19 protein-coding genes and 1 riboswitch are annotated in these 23,159 nt (G+C 41.8%); of the genes, 12 read left to right on the top strand and 7 right to left on the bottom strand.

Going from position 1 to position 23,159, the window contains the following annotated elements; translation table 11 throughout:
* Positions 1 to 297 precede the first annotated feature (297 nt).
* Positions 298 to 837: a CBO0543 family protein gene (locus tag ACZ5AE_RS26245; RefSeq protein WP_464567522.1), complete on the top strand. Its 540-nt coding sequence runs from the start codon at positions 298 to 300 to the stop codon at positions 835 to 837.
* Positions 838 to 899: 62 nt separating this feature from the next.
* Here the strand turns inward: ACZ5AE_RS26245 and ACZ5AE_RS26240 are convergent, their stop codons facing one another.
* From ACZ5AE_RS26240 to ACZ5AE_RS26230, 3 genes are all read right to left on the bottom strand, one after another.
* Entirely contained in the window at positions 900 to 1,445 is a 546-nt protein-coding gene (locus ACZ5AE_RS26240) for a PadR family transcriptional regulator (RefSeq protein ID WP_464567520.1), read from the bottom strand.
* An 85-nt stretch (positions 1,446 to 1,530) separates the two neighbouring features.
* On the bottom strand, positions 1,531 to 2,142 hold the full coding sequence (locus ACZ5AE_RS26235; protein ID WP_464567518.1) for an L-2-amino-thiazoline-4-carboxylic acid hydrolase: 612 nt from the start codon (positions 2,140 to 2,142) through the stop codon (positions 1,531 to 1,533).
* Between the two features lie 577 nt (positions 2,143 to 2,719).
* A complete protein-coding gene (locus tag ACZ5AE_RS26230) occupies positions 2,720 to 2,857 on the bottom strand; it encodes a hypothetical protein (RefSeq protein ID WP_464567516.1) in 138 nt (45 codons plus the stop codon).
* Between the two features lie 23 nt (positions 2,858 to 2,880).
* Positions 2,881 to 2,965, bottom strand: a riboswitch (cyclic di-GMP riboswitch).
* Between the two features lie 176 nt (positions 2,966 to 3,141).
* Between ACZ5AE_RS26230 and ACZ5AE_RS26225 the strand changes: the two genes are divergently transcribed.
* A complete protein-coding gene (locus ACZ5AE_RS26225; protein ID WP_464567514.1) occupies positions 3,142 to 5,337 on the top strand; it encodes a heavy metal translocating P-type ATPase in 2,196 nt (731 codons plus the stop codon).
* A gap of 314 nt (positions 5,338 to 5,651) precedes the next feature.
* Here the strand turns inward: ACZ5AE_RS26225 and ACZ5AE_RS26220 are convergent, their stop codons facing one another.
* The 3 genes from ACZ5AE_RS26220 to ACZ5AE_RS26210 all read right to left on the bottom strand — a co-directional run bounded on the left by ACZ5AE_RS26220 (position 5,652) and on the right by ACZ5AE_RS26210 (position 8,182).
* Positions 5,652 to 6,794, bottom strand: a complete 1,143-nt coding sequence (locus ACZ5AE_RS26220; RefSeq protein ID WP_464565186.1) for an IS91 family transposase — start codon at positions 6,792 to 6,794, stop codon at positions 5,652 to 5,654.
* The gene (locus tag ACZ5AE_RS26215) at positions 6,791 to 7,663 is read right to left on the bottom strand and encodes a tyrosine-type recombinase/integrase (RefSeq protein ID WP_464565188.1); all 873 of its coding nucleotides are present in this window, start codon (positions 7,661 to 7,663) and stop codon (positions 6,791 to 6,793) included. Before ACZ5AE_RS26215 ends, ACZ5AE_RS26220 begins: the two co-directional genes overlap by 4 nt.
* A 381-nt stretch (positions 7,664 to 8,044) precedes the next feature.
* Positions 8,045 to 8,182: a hypothetical protein gene (locus ACZ5AE_RS26210; protein ID WP_464567512.1), complete on the bottom strand. Its 138-nt coding sequence runs from the start codon at positions 8,180 to 8,182 to the stop codon at positions 8,045 to 8,047.
* 918 nt (positions 8,183 to 9,100) lie between these two features.
* Between ACZ5AE_RS26210 and ACZ5AE_RS26205 the strand changes: the two genes are divergently transcribed.
* From ACZ5AE_RS26205 to ACZ5AE_RS26175, 7 genes are all read left to right on the top strand, one after another.
* The gene (locus ACZ5AE_RS26205; protein WP_464567510.1) at positions 9,101 to 10,006 is read left to right on the top strand and encodes a LysR family transcriptional regulator; all 906 of its coding nucleotides are present in this window, start codon (positions 9,101 to 9,103) and stop codon (positions 10,004 to 10,006) included.
* A gap of 197 nt (positions 10,007 to 10,203) precedes the next feature.
* The gene (locus ACZ5AE_RS26200) at positions 10,204 to 10,719 is read left to right on the top strand and encodes an acyl-CoA thioesterase (RefSeq protein WP_464573740.1); all 516 of its coding nucleotides are present in this window, start codon (positions 10,204 to 10,206) and stop codon (positions 10,717 to 10,719) included.
* Between the two features lie 24 nt (positions 10,720 to 10,743).
* On the top strand, positions 10,744 to 11,106 hold the full coding sequence (locus ACZ5AE_RS26195) for a hypothetical protein (RefSeq protein ID WP_464567508.1): 363 nt from the start codon (positions 10,744 to 10,746) through the stop codon (positions 11,104 to 11,106).
* 273 nt (positions 11,107 to 11,379) lie between these two features.
* Positions 11,380 to 12,579 carry a sensor histidine kinase gene (locus tag ACZ5AE_RS26190; protein WP_464567506.1) on the top strand — a complete coding sequence of 400 codons (1,200 nt, stop codon included), beginning with the start codon at positions 11,380 to 11,382 and terminating at the stop codon, positions 12,577 to 12,579.
* On the top strand, positions 12,576 to 13,241 hold the full coding sequence (locus tag ACZ5AE_RS26185) for a response regulator transcription factor (RefSeq protein ID WP_464567504.1): 666 nt from the start codon (positions 12,576 to 12,578) through the stop codon (positions 13,239 to 13,241). The genes ACZ5AE_RS26190 and ACZ5AE_RS26185 overlap by 4 nt, the downstream gene beginning before the upstream one ends.
* 797 nt (positions 13,242 to 14,038) lie before the next feature.
* Positions 14,039 to 14,812, top strand: a complete 774-nt coding sequence (locus ACZ5AE_RS26180; RefSeq protein ID WP_464567502.1) for a CPBP family intramembrane glutamic endopeptidase — start codon at positions 14,039 to 14,041, stop codon at positions 14,810 to 14,812.
* 593 nt (positions 14,813 to 15,405) lie between these two features.
* Positions 15,406 to 18,465 (top strand): efflux RND transporter permease subunit, encoded by a 3,060-nt coding sequence (locus ACZ5AE_RS26175; protein WP_464567500.1) that lies wholly within the window; start codon positions 15,406 to 15,408, stop codon positions 18,463 to 18,465.
* Between the two features lie 137 nt (positions 18,466 to 18,602).
* Here the strand turns inward: ACZ5AE_RS26175 and ACZ5AE_RS26170 are convergent, their stop codons facing one another.
* A complete protein-coding gene (locus tag ACZ5AE_RS26170) occupies positions 18,603 to 18,920 on the bottom strand; it encodes a hypothetical protein (RefSeq protein WP_464567498.1) in 318 nt (105 codons plus the stop codon).
* Between the two features lie 287 nt (positions 18,921 to 19,207).
* On the opposite strand from ACZ5AE_RS26170, the gene larB reads away from it, so the two are divergent.
* The 3 genes from larB (at position 19,208) to ACZ5AE_RS26155 (ending at position 22,846) form a co-directional block, all read left to right on the top strand.
* Positions 19,208 to 19,966 (top strand): nickel pincer cofactor biosynthesis protein LarB, encoded by a 759-nt coding sequence (gene larB, locus ACZ5AE_RS26165; protein ID WP_464567496.1) that lies wholly within the window; start codon positions 19,208 to 19,210, stop codon positions 19,964 to 19,966.
* Positions 19,963 to 20,928, top strand: a complete 966-nt coding sequence (gene larC / locus ACZ5AE_RS26160) for a nickel pincer cofactor biosynthesis protein LarC (RefSeq protein ID WP_464567494.1) — start codon at positions 19,963 to 19,965, stop codon at positions 20,926 to 20,928. Before larB ends, larC begins: the two co-directional genes overlap by 4 nt.
* Before the next feature lie 583 nt (positions 20,929 to 21,511).
* Positions 21,512 to 22,846: a gluconate:H+ symporter gene (locus tag ACZ5AE_RS26155; protein WP_464567492.1), complete on the top strand. Its 1,335-nt coding sequence runs from the start codon at positions 21,512 to 21,514 to the stop codon at positions 22,844 to 22,846.
* The last annotated feature ends 313 nt before the right edge of the window (positions 22,847 to 23,159 follow it).

The raw sequence follows: 23,159 nt of genomic DNA, 5'->3' as shown, positions 1-23,159 counted from the left end.
AGTGCATAAGCTAAAATAAAATAAAATAGTCCGCTGGCAGCAGGGGCAGGAAGTAGTGGAGCAGGTAAGAAAGGTGCTTATAGAAATCGAGGGCCTGCCTACATTCTTATAGAAGAAAAAGTCCTTTAAATGTCATATCAAGCAAAAGGACCAACCAGCAATCGTCCGTTGATTGGGGTTTTTGTGCAAGAAATTGGAATGAAGCACATAATCGTCCCTATGTTTCATTTTGTAGTTTAGGGCAAATAATAGAAATGATGGTAAAATTGTTTTTTCGAAAAGATTTGAGGGGACGTAATGTTACACACTGTGTTTTCATATTTAAGACTTGTGATGCCCTTTATTTATTTGCTTGGTTCCTGGCGCTGGGGTGATTGGAGGAACTGGAAGGAGTACTATCCAACCATTCTTTTTTTCGTGACCGTGAACTTTTTTATTTCCATTATTATGTACGAATTCCCATTATGGACTTATAAAGAATCTTTTTTTATTCCCAACCATACCATTGTTGATATTATCATGGCTTTACTGATTTTCCCCCAAATGGCCTTTATATTTCTTTCAAAATATCCTTTTAAGAAAAACATGCTTAAGCAGATAGGATATACAGCTATCTGGGTTATTTTTGGTGTCGTAATGGAGACCCTTTTTAAGGCTGCAAACCTAATCTCCTATGATCATGGATGGAATTTCTGGTGGTCTTTAGTGGTCTGGATCTTTATGTTTTTTGGCTTGCGCCTCCATTACACCAGACCTATCTTAGCCTGGCTTCTCTGTTTCGCATGTACCATTTTTTTAATCGTTTATTTTAACATCCCCATTTCAAAATACAAATGATGCATGGAGACGGTTTATGTATCATTTTGCGACAAGAAAAAAGGTGCCTTACACCTAGGGGTTCAGGCACCTTTCGTCATGGCAATCACGATTTTATCTAAAAATTCTATTTGGAGTTTGTATTGATCCAGGATGTTCTGGAAGGTGATCTTGGCTAAATCATTTACTTCAATAAACTGTGACTTAATCTTTTGCCCCGCTTCGATATCTTCCATTTTCTTTTGAAGGACTAGTTTCTGTTCCTCAATCGCATCAAGGATACGGTCGGTGTTGATATTATGATTGGGCAGGTTGAACATGGACAAGCCTGTGTACAAAAGGACGGGCAGGTGGACAGATGGCTCATTAAAAGCGTCAACCAAAAGCTTTTTATATTCCTTTTCGCCTTTTTCTGTAATCTCATAGATGGCTTTTACCCGATGGCCTGTTGCTTCCACATTCGCTACTCGGACCAGCCCTTCTTTATCCATTTTCTTTAAGGCATGATAAATGGACCCCGGAAGGATTCCCGCCCATTTATCTACCTCGCTTACTTGGAGGAGCTGCTGCAGTTCATAGCCGGACATTGGCTTGGTTCGCAGCATCCCTAATACCATGAGTCGTGTCATATAGATTGCACCTCAATATTAAATATTCAACGTTTACTATTATAGTAAAAATATAACACTCCTTCTCGAGTGATGTAAAGGGTATCTATCCATCAAAATCGGTTCGATCAAATTTGAAAAAGCAGTGGCTATCTCCTTTGGATAAAAGCTGCGGCCGTGAAAACGAGACGCCAAGCTTTTGAGGAAGCAATAAATCTCCCCAAATATCATCCATACCGCAAAACATCGGCATAACTTCCAATGCATTGTGCGACCGGAAAAAGTCAAAGAAAAAGCATTTCTTGATATGCAAATGATACGAATTTTCCGTGTCTTTAACAATTTCATGAGTGAAGTTTTGATTGCCATAGTGTTTTATTTGTTTTACTTTTGATATTTTTACAATTCGCTTAAACGGATTTCGGTCTAATAACAAATAAAGTTTCATGAAAAATTGCTGCTTCTTTTTGGTTCGGTCAATCAAGCAGTATCGAAGAATTTCTTCCCAATGGGCGAATTCATATTTTTTTAATACTCTATACGCAGCCAGGACCATAGAAGAAAATATCAAATTGAATTCAGTTGGTTTATCTGTTGCCAGACTTTGATTTTCCGCCAAAATCGTTTGAAAAAGACTACGAGCTTCCTTAGCTATTTCTTTCCCTGCTTTCTGTTGCAGCCCCTTAAAAAATCCATTTTCAATTAATTTACTAATCATATTTTCCTTCCTCCTTTTCATGTTTAACATTGTATAATCAACGTTGACTATAATTTAACACAAGTGGAATTATTTGTAAATAAATTTTTGAGGAATTTTTTGGTGAGGAATGGGACCGGTTCGAAGCCCCTGAAAAAAACGCGGAAAATGACTCAATGGAGGCTTCATGAGGACAAAATCGTCGCAGAAACGGCAGGAAGTGTCCTCATAGAGCTTCTCATGAGGACAGAAGGGTCGCAAAAACTACAGGAAGTGTCCTCATAGAGCTCTCCATGAGGACAGAATGGTCGCAAAAACCGCAGAAATCTGGCCCTATGGAGGTCCCATGAGACTGTGGAGGCAAAAGAACGTGGTCAATAAATACTAAATTGCTCCAGCCAAGAAGGAAAATGGTCTTTATAAGGTCAATGAGTACAATATTGCTTATCCTAGGGATATAAATGTCTTTATCCGTCCTCTTAGGGAATGTTTTTCAGTAGTCATGAAAGGTTCTATTGTCTCATTAATGCAGAAGAACCGTCTCCCGCGTAAAATAAAAAAGAGCAGCAATATCATGCTGCCCTTAAATTCGGAGTATCTACAATTGGTTTGAGACTATCGTCAGTAATGCACTAAGAACGATAGTGGCAAAAACAATAGAGGTATATACAAGGTTCTTCTTCATCTTTTTCCTTCTAAGTATTTCCTCTGGCGTAATCCAGTAACTCTTTGACATCAAAAAATCCCCCTCATTCATTTGATGGCAGCTGGCTGGCCTTGCTCAATCACAGAGGCCCCTATAGCTTTGCGTCATCACCTTTCAGTGATTTTGCCCTTACATAGATTAAAGGATTTTAAAGAATTTGTCTAGATTTGTCGAAATGAAAAATGGGGACGGTACTCGTGCATCATTCAGCTCGCTTTGACAGTGCAAGAACAGTCCCATGCATCGTTCTAAAACTCTCTTATTGTTAATAGAATATATTAATTTGAGGAAGTTGAAAGTGGTGAATATAGAGGATGAAGGAAACAGCCCATATAGAGATTAGTGGGATGTATTGTGCCGCCTGCGCTGCCAGAATCGAAAAAGTTGTCTCCAAAATAGACGGGGTCGAGGAAGTGCAAGTTAATCTGACAACGGAAAAGGGGCGTGTCACATTTAGCAAGAATCGGACAAGCATTCAGGAAATTATCAATAGAATCATTAAAATTGGATATGATGCAAAAATCGACCGTCAGAATCATATACAGTCTGAGATGGAGAAACGAAAAGAAATGACGGTTCTCAAGCGGCAATTCTTTGTCTCGGCCCTGCTTACTGTACCTTTGGCGTGGGCGATGTTTGCCCACTTTTCATGGGCTTCTTTTATTAAAGTGCCAGAGCTGTTTCTCCAACCCCTTTTCCAATTTGCCTTGACGATTCCCATTCAATTCGTGATCGGGTTCAAATTTTATGAACGGGCTTGGAAAGCGGTAAAAAGCGGTAGTGCCAATATGGATGTGTTAGTGGTGCTAAGTACGTCGGCCGCCTTTTTTTACAGCCATTATTTAACGTTCACACACTTAGGTCGTTCTGAACATCCAGTGTTGTATTATGAAACAAGCGCTTTTATCATTACATTCATTTTATTAGGAAAATTTCTTGAAGCCCGAACAAAAATGAGAACCACACAGGCGATCAAGCAGCTATACCAATTGCAAACGAAAACCGCCACTTTGTTTTTGAACGGAAAGGAATCTCAATCGCCTGTTGACCGGCTGTCGCCGGGGCAGGTGATTATCGTGAAATCGGGTGAAAAAGTCCCGATAGACGGGCAGGTTGTTGAAGGGAGCTCAATGGTTGACGAATCTTTGTTAACAGGGGAAAGCATCCATGTTGAGAAAAGCAACGGTCATCATGTCTATGCGGGGACTATCAATCAGAACGGCACTTTAAAAATAAAGGTCACAAAACGGGACTCAGAGACGACCTTGTCGCAAATTATTCGAATTGTCGAGGAGGCGCAAGGGTCTAAGGCGCCGATTCAGCATATCGCCGATAAAGTGACGGGCATTTTCGTCCCAATCATTATTTTAATAGCACTGCTTACGTTTGTGATGTGGTATTGGTTTTTTGAGCCAGGGGTTTTAAGTGAGGCGCTCGAGAAGATGATTGCCGTCTTAATTATTGCCTGCCCCTGTGCCCTGGGATTGGCAACGCCTACCTCCGTGATGGTCGGGAGTGGACGAGCCGCCCAGACGGGGATTCTTTTTAAAGAAGGGAAGTTTCTTGAATTACTAGGGAAAAGCAACACCGTTATTTTGGATAAAACCGGGACGCTCACGAAAGGGGAGCCGCACGTAACAGACGTGTTTGTAGAGCATGTCAGCGAGGGTGAGTTCTTTGCTATCGTTGGTGCAGTCGAAGGATCTTCGGGGCACCCAATCGCCAAAGCGATCGCAGCAGAAGTCCGAAGAAGGGGAGGAAGTCTTCCAGTTGCAAATGAGGTTGTTGCGATTCCGGGTTATGGAATTAAGGCTTTTGTGAGTGGAAAAGATGTGTTGATTGCGAATCCAAGTTATTTTTTGAAAAATAAACTCTATATCCCGCATCGAGCGGGTAAGGAAATTGCACGACTTGAACAAGAAAGGAAGACGGTCATGGCGGTCGCGATTCAGAATCGCTTTGCCGGGATGATTGCCGTTGCTGATGAGGTAAAACAAGCCTCCAAAGCGGTGGTTACCGCCTTGAAAGGGATGGGACTGGAAGTCATCATGCTGACGGGCGACAACCTTGAAACCGCCAAGACGGTAGCGAAAAGGACCGGAATTACAAAGGTGAAAGCAACCGTTACGCCGCAGGAAAAGGCGGAAATCATCCGGGCGCTGCAGAAGGAGGGAAAGCATGTTGTGATGGTGGGGGATGGGATGAATGATGCCCCGGCCTTGACTGTCGCCGATGTCGGTATCGCCATGGGGACCGGCTCCGACCTTGCCATCGAATCCGGTGACATTACCGTGATCAAAGGAGATTTGAGCAAGGTGGTCGAGGCCATTCAAATCAGCAAAGCTACCATGACCAACATTAAACAAAACTTCCTCTGGGCCTTCCTATACAACATCATCAGTATCCCATTCGCGATGCTCGGCCTCTTAGCTCCATGGCTCGCCGGCGCCGTCATGGCCTTCAGCTCCGTCTCAGTAGTCCTAAACGCCCTTCGATTAAATAGAAAATGATGCATGGGGACGGTTCTTTAAGAGGACAATCGGAAGTTTTGCGCGTAAAAAGGCCCGACTAGTGGATAGGTGCTAATCGGGCCTTGGTGTATTTATGGGTAAGATCTTTTCGCAAAATTTTTGATTGCCATAGAAGAATGAAGTCGCGGATTTGGTCTGTGGGGTTTCAATCTTCGGGCGATCCTTGATTTTTAATTTTTTTACCTGTTTTCATTTTCAAACAGATATTTTTTTGTTATTTCTATCTGTTTTTAGATACAATTTCCCCCTCCCCAATTAAGAGGCTTTTAAAAAATGTATTTATTTCTCTTCATTTATGGCACGGCTCCATGGACAGCTGACTTTAGATGAGACTTATTACAGGATGGGCATACTGTTACGTCTTTTCCCGTAATTTGCTTGATAATTTCTATGGTACTAAGTCCAGTAAATTTAGGTTTGTAAGTCGGGCTATTGGTTAACTTTCGGCACAGTTTGAGTTTGGTTTTCTTATTTCTATTAGCCAGTAGACCATAATGTCTGATTTTCACTAATCCCTTCGGGAGAATATGCATGAGAAATCGGCGAATAAATTCTACACCTTTCATGGTTACTGTCTTTATTTGATTATTGTTTCGATAGTCCTTCACCCTGATTGTAACTGTGTTTTTATCTATTGAAACAATTCGATTATTCGATATGGCGATTCTATGTGTATATCGCCCAAGGTACTGAACCACTGCCAATGGACCTGAAAAAGTCCGTTTAGTGTAGCTGTACCAGTTTAGTGAGTAACATTCATCTATTAAACACTGAAACTGTTTTGGGTCTTCGTACTTTTTTGCGTCGTTATAAAAGACAAGCAATTTCTGTTCATAATATTGCTTTAAATAAAATAGATACTTTCCACGGAACTTTTTGGACAGAACTTTTACAGGAATAAAGAACTTTTTACTCGAGTGACGCCACTTATTCTGCTTGGAAAGTCCTCCAGCCAAGACAACCGTATGGATGTGAGGGTGAAAATGCAAGTTTTGTCCCCAAGTATGCAAGACAGAGAAAAAGCCAATTTGCGCCCCCAGATACTTTTTGTCCATGGAAAGCTCCGCAAGCGTTTCTGCGACGCATTTGTACATTAAATCATAGAGTACCTTCTGATTATGATAAATTAACATGTGCAGCTGCGCCGGCATGGTAAATACCACATGAAAATAGGGGGCGTTGAGAATATCTTTTTTTCTATTATCCACCCAAACTTCTTTGTTAACCCCTTGGCACATGGAACAGTGACGATTCCGGCATGAATTGTATCGAACCTGGGTATGACCACATGTATCACATTCATAGGCATGTCCACCTAAGCTGCTTGTTCGACATCTAATGATGTCGTTGGCTGCTTTGGCCTGTTCAGGGGATGGCTTATATTTTTCTTTATACTGCGCATAGAACGCCATAAATATATCTTGGATGGTAGTCATTCCCTATGATTCCCCTTTGAATCTAACGGACTTTTAATGCCCATCAGACTTTTAGAGGTCATGTGCAGATACGTTAATGTTGTTTTAAGGCTCTTATGTCCAAGCATCTGTTGGATAAACACTGGATCTACGCCGTCTTCTAAGGAATGGGTGGAAAAGCAGTGCCGTAAAGTGTGGGAAGATATATTTGGATCAAGAGAAAGACTGTTCCTAAGTTTTATTAATGTATTCTTTATCGTTTTGACAGTAATGTGCTCGCCGGGGTTTTGGCCGGGAAACAGCCAATCATTTGGCTTATAGTTTTTAGCACTGAAATAAGTTTTAAAATACTCTCGAAGCACTTCCAGTGCTGTTTGGGATAAGATTGTATACCGGTTGGTATTATGTTTAGCATTATCAACACGGATTCGCATGGTCTTACTACAAATATCACTAATTTTTAATTTAGCCACTTCGCTTACCCGAAGGCCACTGCCATAAACAAGGTAAAGGATAGCCTTATGCTTTAAGTTATGAGTTGAATTTAATAGGGAAAGTATAACTTCCCGTGAGGGAACAACAGGGAACTTCTGAGTTCTTTTCATCCTTGGAACTTTCATTGAGTTCCATTCCTTTTCTAATACATAAGTATAGAAAAACTTAATGGCTGAAATGTAATTATTGATAGTCCCTGCCGTAAGTTCTTTATCTCGTTTGAGATAAAGGATGTATTGTTGGATATCCTCAAGGGTCATTTCTTCTATGGGTTTTTTTAGTTCTTGCATATAGTTTAAAAAAGCCCGCATTCTTCGCCAATAAGATTCCTGGGTGGAATCTGGGGTTCCCTTAAGTTCAAAGAAAAGCTCAATTTTTTGATCATATTGTTTCATGGTGTTGCCTCCTGATGATTGTTTAAAGTAAATAAATCAATAATCAAAAGGGCAGGAGGAGCTCTCTCGGAAATATGGGAAATATTAATATGTATTTTTCGCGGTATTCGTGTTAAAATCTCCATATGAAAAAGTATGTTCTTTCATGGTTTGTTTGGTTTGGCGATTAAACAATACCACAGGAGACATACTTTTTCATTTTTTTTATGCTTTTTTTAGGATGGAAAATTTACCAAAAAGCCATCGCGGAGCGATTTCGTTCTTCTCATGCATCATTTTCAGTGCGTTTTCTTAATGATGCATGGTGATGCATAGGGCCGAACTTACGCTCAATGACAAAAGCAGCTTGCCTCCATTACGGGCAAACTGCTTGATTATTAGTTATTTTTTATTAACTTGGCGTCCACTCTTTTTCTGGCTTTGTGAACTGGTGTTCCCAATTTGAAATTCATTGCCTAATTCAATATCATTCCGTTTATCGTGTTTCTCGATTTGTTCTCTCGTTTGATCTCGCTGCATTCCTGGTCTAGACACGGTGCATTCCATCTCGCTTTCCAATTAGTTTGTTTAAGTTCGCAAAATAAGGCATGAGAAAAAGGGGATACTGAAGCAAATCAGTATCCCTTTTTTTGTGGAAACACAGAAGAAATCCTGGGTTGGGTCTGTTCCGAAGACTTTTCTGATCTCACACAACTATTATTATGTACTTATACGCAATTTTATATTAGGTCATGGGTACGGTTTGTGCCTTACTTTTGAAAGCAGGTTGCTAATATCACAAACATCATTAAGTTTCCAATCAATGTTTGTGTAAATGACAAATTTCTCGGAAAAACTTTCAAGGAGATATAGCTGTAACAGGCATCCTGAATTTATTAATCAAACGTCTGAGCAGATTTCAACTGAAGGATATTGGTGAAAAATGTTTGTTTTTGAAGTCTAGAGGAAAAAGTATCTTCTATTTCCCAAGCAATTTTCGACGAGTTTTTCAATTTGATTCAAGGGAAAATGTGATAATAACGGGGTTTTGTCAGGATTTAACCAAAAGATAGGTTGAAAAAGAAGGCTCTTTTCTCAGAGATTGTTGCTTTTAACTATATTGAAAACACCGAGTGGATTGGAGCGAAAGGCGCTTGACTCCTGCGGGAAATAGAGGAAAGGTCGAGACCCCGCAGACGGAACGTCGAGGAGGCTCGACTTCCTCCCCGCGGAAAGCAAGCGCCTGTAGCGGAAAGGAACGGGCAGTGTTATTCCCAAAAAGAACAAACTTTACGAAAAGAGCCAAAAAGAAAAAAGGGAAAAGTTTCCCGAAAAGATAGGTTAGATTTCATTAGGCAGCTTTATTGAACGTGCCATTTTGAGGCATAAACCGTCCCTATGCATCAATTTGTGGTAAACTAAATAATATTTTAAATTTATGTAAGGTGTTTGATGTGCTTGGAGTTTAAACAGTTGGAGTGTTTTATTGAGGTTACGAGGACGGGGAGTTTTACGACGGCGGCGGAAAATTTGTTTATTACGCAGCCGGCGCTGAGCAGAATTATTAAATCCTTGGAGGATGAATTGGGGACGCCTCTGTTCATTCGGACTAGGAAAAAGCTGGAGCTGACGGATGCAGGCCGGGTTCTCATTAAACATGCATTAAAAGTTGAAGAGCAGCTGCAGCTATTAAGCGAAGAGCTTGATACCGTGCTTAAATTAAAAACGCGGCATGTCCGCATCGGACTTCCGACGATCATCAATTCGATATTTTTCTCGCAGCTTATTGCTTCGTTTCACCAGGAATATCCCGAGGTGACCTTCCAGTTGGAAGAGGCCGGGTCGAAACGAATTGAAGAGAAAATAATCAATGATTTACTGGACTTTGGGGTTGTCGTTCTTTCGGAAGAAAATGATCTTCTGGACAAATATATGTTTGTAAAAGAAAAACTAAAACTAGTTGTTCCCCCGCTGCATCGTCTGGCCGGAAAGGAAGCCGTGTCACTGCAGGAACTAAAAGAAGAAAGTTTTATCATGTTCAACAAGGATTTTGAGATGCGAAATCTTGTCATCACGGCATGCAAAGAAGCGGGATTTCAACCGTCCATTATTTCTGAGACCTCACAGTTGGATTTCATTCAGGAATTGGTTGCCTACAATATCGGAATTACGTTGTTGCCGGAGAGCACTTGTTTGGAATTAAAAAATGATTTTAGAACCATTCCCGTCACCAATCCGGCGATTGAATGGAATCTGGCGTTAATTTGGAAAAAGAATGAACACCTATCGAAGGTTGCCAAAGAATTTATCCGCTTTGCGAGGGAAAAACTGTCGAAGGCAAGCCCATCTGATGGTAATTTTTAGAAAGCTTCCGCTTATATAAAGAGGGAGCTTTTTTGTGTCGTTTGACAGGAAGCGCCTTCATACGATTTTGTTATGAACACCATGTTCTATCGGCATTGTATATTAGTACAGTAGTCGTATTATACTTTATAAGTAAAAAAACATCATGCTAATGAAGCAGCCGCTTCAAAGGCATTTTTATATATAGGGTGATGGAATTGCAAGCAAAGAAAGTAAAAGAAACACGTGTTGTACAAACCGACCAGGTGCTCATTAACGATTTGAACAACTATCATACATTGTTCGGCGGCGTCCTGATGAAGAAAATGGATGCGTGCGCGGTGCTTTCTGCCCGCAGGCATACAAGGGTTAAGGAATGTGTAACGGCATCGACCGACTCCGTCAACTTCATCGAACCAATCCGCGTCAGTGATTCGGTCTGCATCGAATCTTTTGTAAGCTATACTGGGAAAAAATCGATGGAGATCTTCTGCAAGGTGGTTGCTGAAGATTTGGAAACGGGAGACCGAAGGATCGCGGCAACTGCATTCTTTACTTTTGTTCCTTTGGATGAAAACAAACGGCCAATCGAAGTGCCTGCAGTTATCCCAGAAACTGAGGAAGAGAAGTTTCTTTTTGAAACAGGCAAAGAACGCGAACAAATCCGCAAGCTGAAAAGGCAGCAAAACAAAGAGCTTGTGTCCAAATTGACAGTTGATAAGCCATGGGATTAATACGAGTAAAGGGGGAGAAATAACATGGTCATCGTTTCTAGCTACAACGAATTGAAAAATGTGCAAACGGCTATTGAAAAATTAAATGCCTCGATTTATCAAAAATTTATCAATATCATTAAACTGACCCGACAACTTCATTACGGATATCAATATATGGGTACATTGATCATGGATGAAGATCCAAATCAATTCGAGCCAATTTCCCAAGACGATTACGTCTTATCAGTATACAAACAGGAAATCGACAAACTCAAAACAGACAACAAATTCCTAGACTTAAAACAACTCCTAAAAACCTACCAACAATTAGGCTACGTAAACATTAGCAAACTAGCATTAGGAGAAAACCCACAAGCCCTAGTCGGCCCATCTGTTCTGCGCTAGTGATGCATGGGGACGGTTCCCGTGCATCACTCGTGGCGAGATGCATGGGGGTGGTTCTAATATCTCAGCTAGAACATCCGCAAAATGAGATAAATTTGCCAGACTCCTTCAGCATAATGCTGGAGGAGTCTTTTTGGTATGTCAGCAAAAGGATAAATATTCCAACATTCTGTTTTAGGTGATAAAATGATTAATAGAAAAAATAAGCCAGGTTTCAGTAGAAAGAACCTCTAAACCTACCAATCTAATATCCCTAAAAGGAAGCTGATCAAAATGGAAGTCCAAATAGAAAAACGAACATGGTCCTCGCTGGATACCTTTATTTTTTTCATCCGGATTTTTTGGATTGTCTTTAATGTATCGATCAATGCCCTCCCGCTTTATCCGGACCCCTACAAAAAAATCCCGCTAGCCTTATGGTTTTTGCTCATCTTGGTTGTTCCCTACCTTTTTTACCGGCCGGGGAAGATACAGCTCCACCTCTATTTAACCTCAGAATTGATTCTGACAGGCAGTATGTTCATCTTTTTAGTCAACCAATTCCATCATTTTGGCCCGGAAATCCTAAGCATCATCAGTTTCCCGCTTTTCACGATCGCCTTTGTCAGCCAGTCCCGCCCTTATGTTTGGATTTCCCCCATCCTTAGTGCGGCTCTTGTTTTAATAGGAGCGCTGGCCGGCGATTATTTTTATAAACAGGATTCCTGGGGGCGGTTTGCTGATATGGCGATGCTGTATGGCTTTGGGTTCATGCTCGGGAGGATCGGCATGATCAACCAGCATCGCAATGAACTGCTAATGTCCATTCGTGAAAAAAATAAAACCCTGGAGCAATATGCGAAAAGAATGGAAGAATTGGTGATAAAAGAAGAACGAAGCAGGGTTTCAAAGGAAATGCACGATACGGTGGGACATGTTTTCACATCGGTGATTGCCAGCCTTGATGCGCTTCCGTTTATCATCAAGGCCAATCAAGAGGCGGCGGTCTCCTCGATTCAGGAGCTATCTCAGTTGACACGAAAAGGCTTGGCAGATGTTCGAAAAACCATCCATCAGCTGTCGGGGGACTGGAGAGACCAGGCCTTGGCCGCCAATTGCCAAAGTTTAATCGACGATTTCTCTATCCATACAAAAACAATTGTTGATTTTCAGGTGAGTGGGCATGAAACCGAAATCAGTGAAGGGGGGAAGTCCGCGCTGATGCGCAGCTTGCAGGAGTCTCTGACCAACGCGAAACGGCATGGGCAGGCGACGCACGTAACGGTTACCCTTCAATTCACCAAGACGATGATTCTAATGCAGATAAAGGATAATGGCGTGGGCCATGAGCAAATTCAGTATGGATTCGGCCTAAATTCGATGAAAGACAGGCTGATGACCTTTGGCGGCTCCTTCCATATTGAATCCTATGAAAAACAGGGAACGACGGTCACTTGTACGGTTCCAGTTCCAAAGGAGTGGAGTGAAGGATGATTCGATTAATGATTGTTGAGGATCAAGAATTAATCAGAAAAAGCCTAAAGATTGTGTTGGAAAGTATAGCGGACCTGAAGAATATCGTATTGGCCGAAAACGGGAAGGCGGCCATTGCCCATTGTGAGCAGTCGGTGCCTGACGTGATTTTGATGGATATTGACATGCCAATTATGGATGGGGTTCAGGCCACAAAGCTCATTAAGGAACGATGGCCGCAAGCCAAGATTATCATTTTAACAACGTTTGAAGATATCGATCACGTCCGGACTGCCCTTCAGGCGGGCGCAGAGGGTTACATTTTAAAAGCGGTGGATCCTCAGTTTTTAGTAAGAGGAATTGAACTGGTCTATTACGGCGGTTCGCTTGTACCGCAGCATTTGGCAAGAGAAGTTTTTCAAAGTGTGTCCGAATCACAGGCTGCCGCCACCGAGGAACCTTCCGCCAACCACCCGTATGACCTAAACCAGCAGGAATTGAAGATTTTGAACCTTCTCGCCCATGGCTTCCAAAACAAGGCCATTTCGGAAAAAATGTTCCTATCCCTGGGGACGGTGAAAAATTATATCTCCAGCATCTATTCGAAGCTTGATGTTAAAAACCGCTCCGCCGCGATTACAAAAGCGATGGAGGAATGTTTGCTGCCGGATGAGAGGAAATAGCTGCAAAAAGCTGACCTATATTGTAACAGGTTTACTTGTGAGGTGCAAAACGGTAAATCACAACCCTAACCACATAGCAAATCATAACCTTTGACAACACAAATCACAGTATATTGCACAGTCCATAAGGCTTTGAGATGAAAATATCTCTAAGCCTTATTTTCTTTATTGGACTAAAGCAAACGTAAGTGTACAAGTTCATTAGACAGAGTTTGATAAATAAGGGGAGAAATTTCCCTTAATTAGCAATTAAGATCAAGAATAACTAAAATAGGCGGAGAAATTTCCCCTATTGACTCAAAAAACTTCAGTATTGGGAATTTTGCTTTGTTTAAGCGAAAAACCTTCCCTTATTTACGCCGGAATGAGCCCTATTCTCCATTTAGCGGAAAAATTTTCGCTTATTTTATTACCACTAGTTACTCAATTAAGGATAAGACTTCTTATGTTTCAATGCGTTGGGGGAGTATAAAAATTCACACACCCTCCAATACCTTGTGAATTAGAAAATGAGAAGCAATTAAAATTCTCTAAAATGGTGATAAATCAATAAAAATCGCACTGTGAATCATATTGTGAATTCAAGTGTGTTTTGCTGTACCCTCTAAAGTGTATATTGGCAGCTTTTTTATTTTAAAAAAAAGAGCCTAATCGGGACCTCTATCATTTAAAAAAGTCATTTAAGAAAGTAACCAAAAAGTCATCTTCCCCCCTGAAAGATTATGACTTTTCGGCACTACGCTGACGCTTGTTTCTAGCGGTACAGTAGAGATACAAATTCACGGGGGGTTTTTAAATTGAAAAAGAATTACATTCGCTCGTTATCGATTGTTCTGATTAACGTTTTAACGATTTTCGTCTTGATGGTTGTCTGGGGCAAAAGGATGGACCCATTAAACATCGTCCAGTGGGGGACGCTTACGGTGATTGGCGCTGTGCTTCAAACCGTTACCATCCTGCTGTTCTACAAATATGTCGATAAAAAATCCTTTTCTACTTTACGGCTTAAGCTGAATCGGAAAGATGTGTTGTTTTCGATGCTTTCCCTATTGTTAACGGCCGGTATGGTCCTGTTTTATCTGTATCAGGCTGCCAAAGTGAATCATTTTTCGGTTGAATGGAATCTCGCAGTGTTTTCGAGCACATCGTTTTACCTGTTGCTGTTGCTGGCGGCATTTGCCTGGTTTCAGGCAGCCTTGACGGAAGAGGTGTTGTTCCGATGGTACCTCGTGACCAACCTTGAGCATCTGAGTACAGTAAAGCTCTACGTGATTACCAGTTTGTTTTTCATGCTGTCACATGTATTCAAAGGTTTTGATCCGATTTATATCCTGTTTTTACTGACCACCAGCTGCTCGCTTTTGTATGTCTATTTACGAAGCGGCCGAAAATTGCTGCCAGTCACCATTGCCCATATGGCTCAAAACCTGACCATTAATCACCTAATTGGACCAAGCGACATCGCCATCCTCCAATTTTCAACAGAACCAAGCAGCATCCACCTCATGACCCTATTCATCCTCTACAACGCCCTAATCATCGGCCTATCAACCATGATTTATAGAAAGTAGTACTTGGGGACGGTTCTCATGCATCACTTTGGCTGATTGGAACACGGGGACGGTTCTAGAGCACTGAAAAACACACTCTATGATAAACCTATACAGCCTTCGGACAAAATCGCTTAAAAAAGAGTCGGAAGTGTCCGAACCTATACAGCCTTCGGACAAAATCGCTTAAAAAAGAGGCGGAAGTGTCCGAACATATACAGCCTTCGGACAAAATGACTTGAAAAAGGGGCGGAAGTGTCCGAACCTAAATAGCCTTCGGACAAAATCACTTAAAAAAGGGGTGGAAGTGTCCGAACCTATATAGCCTTCGGACAAATCGCATAAAAAAGAGGCGGAAGTATCCGAATAACCATCTTAAGGACTGTTTTTCAGTGGTCTCGGACGGTTCTCATGCCTCATTTCAGCCTAATTAACACCACCATATTGATGCACAAGAACCGTCCCCATGCCTCACCCCTACCTCATTCCCTCTAGGTCTGAGGTCTTAGTTATAATTACAGCAGCTGCCCGAGGTTGATGGAGGGTTGGAAACCCTATAATAAAAAAGGTAAATCCATCCAAATAGTATCTGATTATAAAGGGGAAGAGAAGTTATGAAATCGTGGATTAGGTTTTCGTTAAAGAATGCAGGTGTAATTTTTATCGCGATGCTGATGGTGTTGGCAGGGGGGATTTATTCCGTTAAAACGATGAAAATGGAGTCGATGCCAAATGTTGACATTCCTTATATCGTTGTCCAGGTGCCGTATGTCGGCGCTACTCCGGAGCAAGGATTAGAGGATATAGGAAAGCCACTCGAAGAAACACTGTCAGGAATCAAGAAGCTTGATAACTTATACATCGAAGCCCATAGTAATATGGTTGTCGGAATTCTTGAATTTGAGATGAGCAAGGATATGGATGAGGCCGAGAAGGAAGTCACAACGGCAGCCTCAACCATCAAGCTGCCTGCCGGTGCAGAAAAACCGGAGATTCTAAAGGATGGCCCTTCCGCCATGCCGGTCTTTACCTTTGCGCTGTCGTCGGAAACCGCCAATCAATCCGACCTGACGCAATATATCAACGAGCGGATCAAGCCGGCATTGACTGGAATTGACGGAGCAGGCTCGATTGATATTTCCGGTGAAACTGAAAAGGAAGTCGCCATCAAGCTCGATCCGGAAAAAATGAAGCAGCACGGTGTGACCTATGAAACGGTTAAGCAAACACTGCAGGCGCACCATTTTTCATTCCCGGCCGGGCAGGTCAATATCAACGAAAAAACATTCAATGTGCAGGCAGATTTCAAACTGAATTCAGTTGAGGATGTCAAAGTAATTCAAATCTTGGCACAAGGGCCAACGGGCTCGGTTGAAAAACTGCAGCTGGCCGACATTGCCGACGTTTCTTACAAAAACAAACAAGAAATGGTGTATACGCGTCTCAACGAAAAGCCAGCGGTCCTTGTGGAAATGAAGGCACTGCCTGGCGCCAATACGGTTGAAGTCGTTTCACAGGCAAAGGAAAAGCTGGATGCACTGGATCTTCCAGTTGGCTACACCTTAACGAAATTATTTGATACGTCAAAAGAAGTGAAAACCTCCGTCGATGGCATGCTCCGTGAAGTATTGCTGGGAACATTGTTCGCCGTGATTGTCACGTTCCTATTCCTGCGTAACATCAGGGCAACGCTGGTGGCTGTACTTTCCATCCCGCTGTCCATCCTGGCCTCGATGATAACACTGAAGTATTTTGACTATAGCTTAAACATGATGACACTCGCGGGAATCGCAGTGGCGGTCGGCCGCGTCATTGACGACTCGATTGTGGTCATCGAAAATGTGTACCGCCGCACGTTAACAAGCCCGAATCGAAATGAAAGGCTGGTGCTGACAGCGGCCAAAGAAGTCGGCGGTGCCATCACTTCGTCAACACTGACAACGATTGCCGTCTTCGGACCACTTTCCTTTGTACCGGGAATCATTGGCCGGTTCTTTGCTCCGTTCGGCATTACGGTCATCGTGGCGCTCGCGTTCTCTCTAATCGTGTCCTTAACCGTCGTGCCGCTGTTGGCGAAGTTATTTTTACTCGGAATCAAACACAAAGAGGTCAAGGAATCCATTTTTGAAAAAGCCTATCGGCATACGCTTGCCTGGGTGCTAAATAAACGGGCCATCACCCTCATTCTGGCTGTTGTCCTGTTTGCCGGATCGCTAGTTTTGGTTCCGCTGATTCCAAAGAACTTCCTGCCGCAGGAAAAAGCCGTAGCGTACCGTCTGACAGGGGATTTACCGGCTGGAACTTCGCTAGAAAAGTCAAACCAGATTGCTGTAAAGATGGAAGAAATTCTAAAGCAGGAAAAACAGGTGAAACATGTCCAAACCGTTGTGAATGGCGAATATGTCCGCTTATCGATTGACTTGAAGGATAACGCTACAAAGAATCAAACAACTGATTTTGAGAAAAATGTCAGGGATAAGGTTGAAAAACTGGACCCCCAAATGCTTGTAGCGCTCAGTCCCGTTGGCCTTGTTGGTACAAGCGGCTTGGCATTAATGGTCGAAGGCGGGAATGTCAAGGATTTAGAGAAGGCTGGAAAAATGATCACAGAAAAGCTGAAAGGTATTGATGGTCTGGAAAATGTCGAATCCAACCTTTCAGGGGTGAAGGAACAGTTACAGCTGGAAATCAATGACGCAAAAGCTGCGGAAAATGGGTTAAACCCAATCATGGTGGCAGGCTACGTAAGAGAGTTGATTTCCGGAGATACGGTCGCCAACATGCAGGTCGAAGGGAAAACAACAAATATCCATCTGTCATTGGCGGGGGATTCGTTAGACTCCATTGATAAAATTATGAGCCAAGGTATGACAAATCTATTGGGGCAGCAAGTCACTCTATCAGAAGTGGCAACATTGAAAAAAGCACCAAGTCCGTCGGCGTTATACCGGTTAAATCAGCAGCAATATGTGCAGGTAACGGGCCGCATTACTACTGATAATGCTTCGGGTGTGCAGGCAGAGGTGGATAAACGGATGGCCGAGTTAGATTTGCCGGCAGGTATTACTTATCATTCCGAAGGCCAGGCGCAAGCAATGAATGAAGGCTTTACGAATATGATGATTGCTATGGCGGTCGCTGTTGTGCTGGTGTTTATCGTGATGCTTGTTGCATTTGGAAACTCGTTAATGCCAGTTGCGATTCTCTCGTCGCTGCCATTCTTATTCTCTGGCGGATTGCTGGGATTGTTTTTGACGAATCAGGCACTAGGGATGCCAGCGTTAGTTGGATTTTTAATGTTAATCGGAATCGTGGTCACCAATGCCATTGTGTTGATGGACCGGGTGAAGCAGAATGAACAGAAGGGCATGGAGCTAAAGTCCGCTCTGCTTGAGGCCGGAAAAACACGCTTGCGTCCCATCCTGATGACGGCACTTGCAACAATCGGCGCCTTATTGCCATTAGCCCTATCTGACGAAGGCGGGCTCATCTCTAAATCTCTCGCCATCGTCGTCATATCAGGCCTGCTCACATCCACCCTGCTCACACTCGTCATCGTCCCAACCATGTACCACCTACTCAGTGGTGCACGGGGACGGTTCTTACGCATCATCGCCAAGGGTGAAAAACCGAACGCGGGGACGGTTCTTGCGTTTCATCAGCAAAAACAGTAAAGCTGCCCCACTCCCTATCAAGGGAAACGGACGAAATCACTTTTTAACAGGTTGTCTTTATGGAAGGTGCCAATAAAAAATGCACATGCGGTTTGCAGCCCATGTGCATTTTTTATAACATTAGGGTTTACAGCTGTTTATTTCTTTTCGACCTTTACCAATCCTTTCCCGAAATTATGCTTATCAAAATAGCAAATGACCGTATCGTGAACACGAACCCTTTCACCCTTGATGATTTTATCCGCAGAAAATTCGATTTTTGTCCCGTCTGTACTCTTACCGTAGTATTGGTCACCTTTAATATCGGTAATCTCGTATTCTATTGTAGTAAATCCAGCAGACTCACTGCCTGCCGTTGTCGTATTGTTCACAGGAGAAGTTGTATTATTTTTAATTAAAACCAATGCCAATAAAACTGATAAAAGAGCAACCAAGATAATTAGTTTTTTGAACATATTGCTAACCCCCATATATGTATTTTATGAAATGATAGACAAAAGTAATATCCTTCTAAATTCCCTCGGTCTTTCAACCTATAACACGTTACTGTGAACCTTTTTTGATGCACGAGAATCGTCCCCATGCCTCATACCCATACCTCATATGTGCTTTTTATATAAGATTATTCTATAATTGGGTGGGCTGGCAAGCAGCGGCTTTCAAAGTATGTTTGGACCAGTCAAGGAAAATAATAGATGATATGGTTTGGTTCGAACAAGTTTGTTTAAGGTGTGTGAAAACTATGTTAGAAGAAATATTGTCGCAAGTCCAAAGTGGCAAATTAACGGTAACTGAGGCGAAGGAAAAGTTAGCCACCTATGAAAACTTGGGGTTTGCAAAGGTTGACCATCACCGGAAGAATCGCCAGGGGTTCCCGGAAGTGATTTATGGGGAAGGGAAGACGCAAGAGCAGATCCTTTCTATTATCCAAGCAATCCGATCAAAAAATAATGATGTTCTTGTTACACGGATTTCAAAAGATAAAGCGGATTATATCCTTCAGGAGCATCCGGAATTTATTTATAATGAAACAGCACAAATTCTCTTTTGGAAAAAGAACACCATTAAAGAGGATGAATATCAAGGCTACATTGCGATTGTGTGCGCCGGCACGTCTGATCTGAAAGTGGCAGAAGAGGCTGCTGTTACGGCCGAAGCGCTGGGCAGTAACGTCCGTCGCTTTTATGATGTAGGTGTTGCAGGAATCCACCGCTTATTTGATAATATTGAACAAATCCAACAGGCGACCGTCTCCGTCGTTGTTGCAGGCATGGAAGGGGCGCTGCCGAGTGTGGTTGGCGGGCTTGTCTCCCATCCGGTCATTGCCGTTCCGACGAGCATTGGATATGGTGCAAATTTCAACGGTTTGTCCGCACTGCTGACAATGTTGAATTCCTGTGCTTCAGGAATCAGTGTGGTCAATATCGACAATGGATTTGGCGGAGCATACAACGCAGTCCTGATTGATAACATCGCAAAAAAAGGAGCAAAAATGGGATGAGAACACTTTATATTGACTGTTTTTCAGGGGTAAGCGGTGATATGTTTATCGGCGCTCTTCTAGATGCAGGGGCAGATCCGGCTATTTTAGAAAAAGAATTAAAAAAACTTCATTTCGAAGATGAATACCAATTAAGCTGGAATAAAATCGTGAAGAACGGAATTACTAGTACGAAGTTTGATGTGTTGTTAACACATAGCCAACAACATCATGAACATGACCATCAACATGAACATGACCATCAACATGAACATGACCATCAACATGAACATGACCATCATCATGAACATGACCATCATCATGAACATGACCATCATCATGAACATGACTACCATCATGAACATGCTCACCATCATGAACATGACCACGACCACCATCATGAACATGACCATCATCACGAGCATGACCACCATCATGAGCATGACCATCATCATGAACATGACCATGGGCATCAACACCGCTCATTCAGTGATATTGTAAAAATGATTGAATCATCTGATTTGGCAACTGAAGTAAAAGCAACTTCCTTAAAAATATTTCAAAAAATTGGTGAGGCTGAAGGGCATATTCATGGTGTCCCATTAGAAAAGGTTCATTTTCACGAAGTTGGTGCCGTTGACTCCATCATCGATATTGTAGGAGCCGCCATCTTACTTCATCATTTGGACATCCAGAAAATAAAATCCTCGCCCGTTCCAGTCGGTACAGGAAAAATACATATCGACCACGGCATTTATCCCGTCCCAGCACCAGCTACATTAGAAATTTTAAAAGGTGTGCCGATTGAACAAAGCGATGTCAGATTTGAACTCACAACCCCAACAGGTGCAGCCATCACAGCGGTACTAGCAGAAGAATTTTGCACGATTCCATCTATGGAGGTAAAAGCCATTGGTTATGGAGCAGGCACAAAAACCTTCAAAGACCGACCGAACGTCCTCCGGGTCATCATTGGGGAATAGGCCATTAGCATATAAAAATAAGAAACACGGATAAAAGGTGTCTGCATTTATCCGTGTTTTTTTATTTTTATTAATAATTCCTAGGAGAGAATAAACAAATCACAATGGGAAAAATAGAATGTAACCCCGTTGTCTAGGTCAAAAATGAAAGATTGCTTCGGTGTTGCAGGTGAAGAGAGGGATTTTTCTTTTCACACATGAAGACTGTTGAAAAAATAAACAAAATAATCTATTTAATCCTATTGACAAGATTATTCGAAAAAAGATAAAATGATAACGTTCACAATGTGATGCAAATACCAACGTTATTTAGGGTTTGGTATTATCTGAAACATTATGTGAATAAATGTGTTGCAAATATTATCTATTTACCATGAGTTGGGTAAAATGCCTTCATGATGATAACCTTTTCACTGAACAAAAAGCCTTTATTTTTTTATTTCTTTTGTAAGCACTTGCATGTGTGAATAAGAATATTCGGTGAAGGTGTATTGACCGTCTGGGCAACAAACCTATATGGATCAAGGTAAAAAGATAGGCTGCAGCATTTAAAAAATACAAAAAACACTTGGGGGATGACATTATGCCTTTAGTCATAATTGCTATTGGGGTACTATTATTACTTCTTTTAATTATGCGCTTCAAATTGAACACATTTGTATCCTTAATTATTGTTTCCTTTATTGTTGCTCTACTATTGGGGATTCCAGTGAAGGATGTTGTTCATTCAATTGAAACCGGTTTAGGCGGAACACTTGGCCATATCGGAATCATTTTCGGACTTGGCGCCATGCTTGGCCGATTAATCGCTGATGCAGGTGGTGCGCATCGTATTGCCACAACGTTAATTGACAAATTTGGTGAAAAACGAATTCAATGGGCTGTATTAATTGCTTCATTCATATGCGGTATTGCCTTATTCCTTGAAGTTACCATTGTATTATTAATTCCGATTATCTTCTCAATCGCAAAAGAAGCAAAAGTTTCGGTTGTTAAATTAGGTCTTCCAATGGTTACTGCTGCATTGGCGGCACATGCTTTCTTGCCGCCGCATCCAGGACCAATCGCTGTTGCTGCTGAATATCATGCAAATGTTGGTCTAATGTTACTTTACGGAATCATTGTTGCGATACCTACGGTTATTATTGCGGGTATTTGGTATCCTAAGATGGCTCAAAAAATTGTTCCAACTGCATTCAATCGAGAAGTCAGCTCTTCCTTTGGTGTGGCGAAAGCATTTAAATTAGAAGAAACACCTGGTTTTGGAATCAGCGTTTTCACTGCCTTATTCCCTGTTATCTTAATGGCGATTGGTGCGATTGTCGATATTTTGGGATTAAAAGAAAATGCGTTCATCACCGTTATTCGCTTTATCACGAACTCTGACACCGCTATGATTCTTTCTGTTCTGTTCGCTGTTTACACAATGGGTATTGCAAGAAAAATTCCGATGAGCAAGTTGATGGATTCTTGTGGTTCAGCCGTTAATGCATTAGGTATGCTGCTATTAATTATCGGCGGCGGCGGCGCCTTAAAGCAGGTTATTGTTGATGGCGGCGTTGGTGATTATGTTGCAAAAATATTCGAAGGTTCACATATGTCACCAGTACTGTTTGCTTGGATTGTTGCCGCATTACTACGTATCTGTCTTGGATCAGGAACTGTTGCAACCCTAACAACTCCTGGTTTAGTACTTCCATTGCTTGCAACTATGCCGAATGTTAACTTGGAGTTAGTTGCACTTGCAACAGGTGCCGGCAGTGCCATTGCATCACACGTTAACGACGCGGGATTCTGGATGGTTAAAGAATCTCTAGGCATGACCTTGAAAGAAGCATTCGGTACCTATACCATTCTTTCCACTATCGTAGGTGTTAGCGGATTAGTATTTACTTTAATATTAGATATGTTCTTATAAGAGACAGAGGGGGGGCCATTTTATAGAGATTCTATAAAATGGTCCTTTTTTTGGCTACTAGGAAATTATAAATTTTCATCAAAATTTATAATTTCTTAACGCATAAATTCAGCTGCGCCTCATGAACGGTCCTATTGGATTAGCCAAATCGGCGAGTCTTCGTTTAAAAATATATTCTTGAAATCGCTTTAGTAATTACTTTTACTTTAGAAGGAATTCACTTATAATTATAATGTGTTGCAAAATGCAAAGAACACAATTGTTTTTTTAATTGGTTTGTTTCGCATCAATAAAATATAGATAAAAAATAGAT

The sequence above is a fragment of the Neobacillus sp. S1227 genome (genome assembly GCF_055385255.1).
The sequence above is the reverse complement of the archived record's forward strand: the minus strand, read 5'-3'. Positions and strand labels throughout refer to the sequence as shown.

What these genes read in the sequence shown, in the direction of transcription:
- ACZ5AE_RS26245 (WP_464567522.1), top strand. Translation starts at nt 298, where the DNA reads ATGTTACACACTGTGTTTTCATATTTAAGACTTGTGATGCCCTTTATT.
- ACZ5AE_RS26240 (WP_464567520.1), bottom strand. Translation starts at nt 1,445, where the DNA reads ATGACACGACTCATGGTATTAGGGATGCTGCGAACCAAGCCAATGTCC.
- ACZ5AE_RS26235 (WP_464567518.1), bottom strand. Translation starts at nt 2,142, where the DNA reads ATGATTAGTAAATTAATTGAAAATGGATTTTTTAAGGGGCTGCAACAG.
- ACZ5AE_RS26230 (WP_464567516.1), bottom strand. Translation starts at nt 2,857, where the DNA reads ATGTCAAAGAGTTACTGGATTACGCCAGAGGAAATACTTAGAAGGAAA.
- ACZ5AE_RS26225 (WP_464567514.1), top strand. Translation starts at nt 3,142, where the DNA reads ATGAAGGAAACAGCCCATATAGAGATTAGTGGGATGTATTGTGCCGCC.
- ACZ5AE_RS26220 (WP_464565186.1), bottom strand. Translation starts at nt 6,794, where the DNA reads ATGACTACCATCCAAGATATATTTATGGCGTTCTATGCGCAGTATAAA.
- ACZ5AE_RS26215 (WP_464565188.1), bottom strand. Translation starts at nt 7,663, where the DNA reads ATGAAACAATATGATCAAAAAATTGAGCTTTTCTTTGAACTTAAGGGA.
- ACZ5AE_RS26210 (WP_464567512.1), bottom strand. Translation starts at nt 8,182, where the DNA reads ATGCAGCGAGATCAAACGAGAGAACAAATCGAGAAACACGATAAACGG.
- ACZ5AE_RS26195 (WP_464567508.1), top strand. Translation starts at nt 10,744, where the DNA reads ATGGTCATCGTTTCTAGCTACAACGAATTGAAAAATGTGCAAACGGCT.
- ACZ5AE_RS26190 (WP_464567506.1), top strand. Translation starts at nt 11,380, where the DNA reads ATGGAAGTCCAAATAGAAAAACGAACATGGTCCTCGCTGGATACCTTT.
- ACZ5AE_RS26185 (WP_464567504.1), top strand. Translation starts at nt 12,576, where the DNA reads ATGATTCGATTAATGATTGTTGAGGATCAAGAATTAATCAGAAAAAGC.
- ACZ5AE_RS26175 (WP_464567500.1), top strand. Translation starts at nt 15,406, where the DNA reads ATGAAATCGTGGATTAGGTTTTCGTTAAAGAATGCAGGTGTAATTTTT.
- ACZ5AE_RS26170 (WP_464567498.1), bottom strand. Translation starts at nt 18,920, where the DNA reads ATGTTCAAAAAACTAATTATCTTGGTTGCTCTTTTATCAGTTTTATTG.
- larB (WP_464567496.1), top strand. Translation starts at nt 19,208, where the DNA reads ATGTTAGAAGAAATATTGTCGCAAGTCCAAAGTGGCAAATTAACGGTA.
- larC (WP_464567494.1), top strand. Translation starts at nt 19,963, where the DNA reads ATGAGAACACTTTATATTGACTGTTTTTCAGGGGTAAGCGGTGATATG.
- ACZ5AE_RS26155 (WP_464567492.1), top strand. Translation starts at nt 21,512, where the DNA reads ATGCCTTTAGTCATAATTGCTATTGGGGTACTATTATTACTTCTTTTA.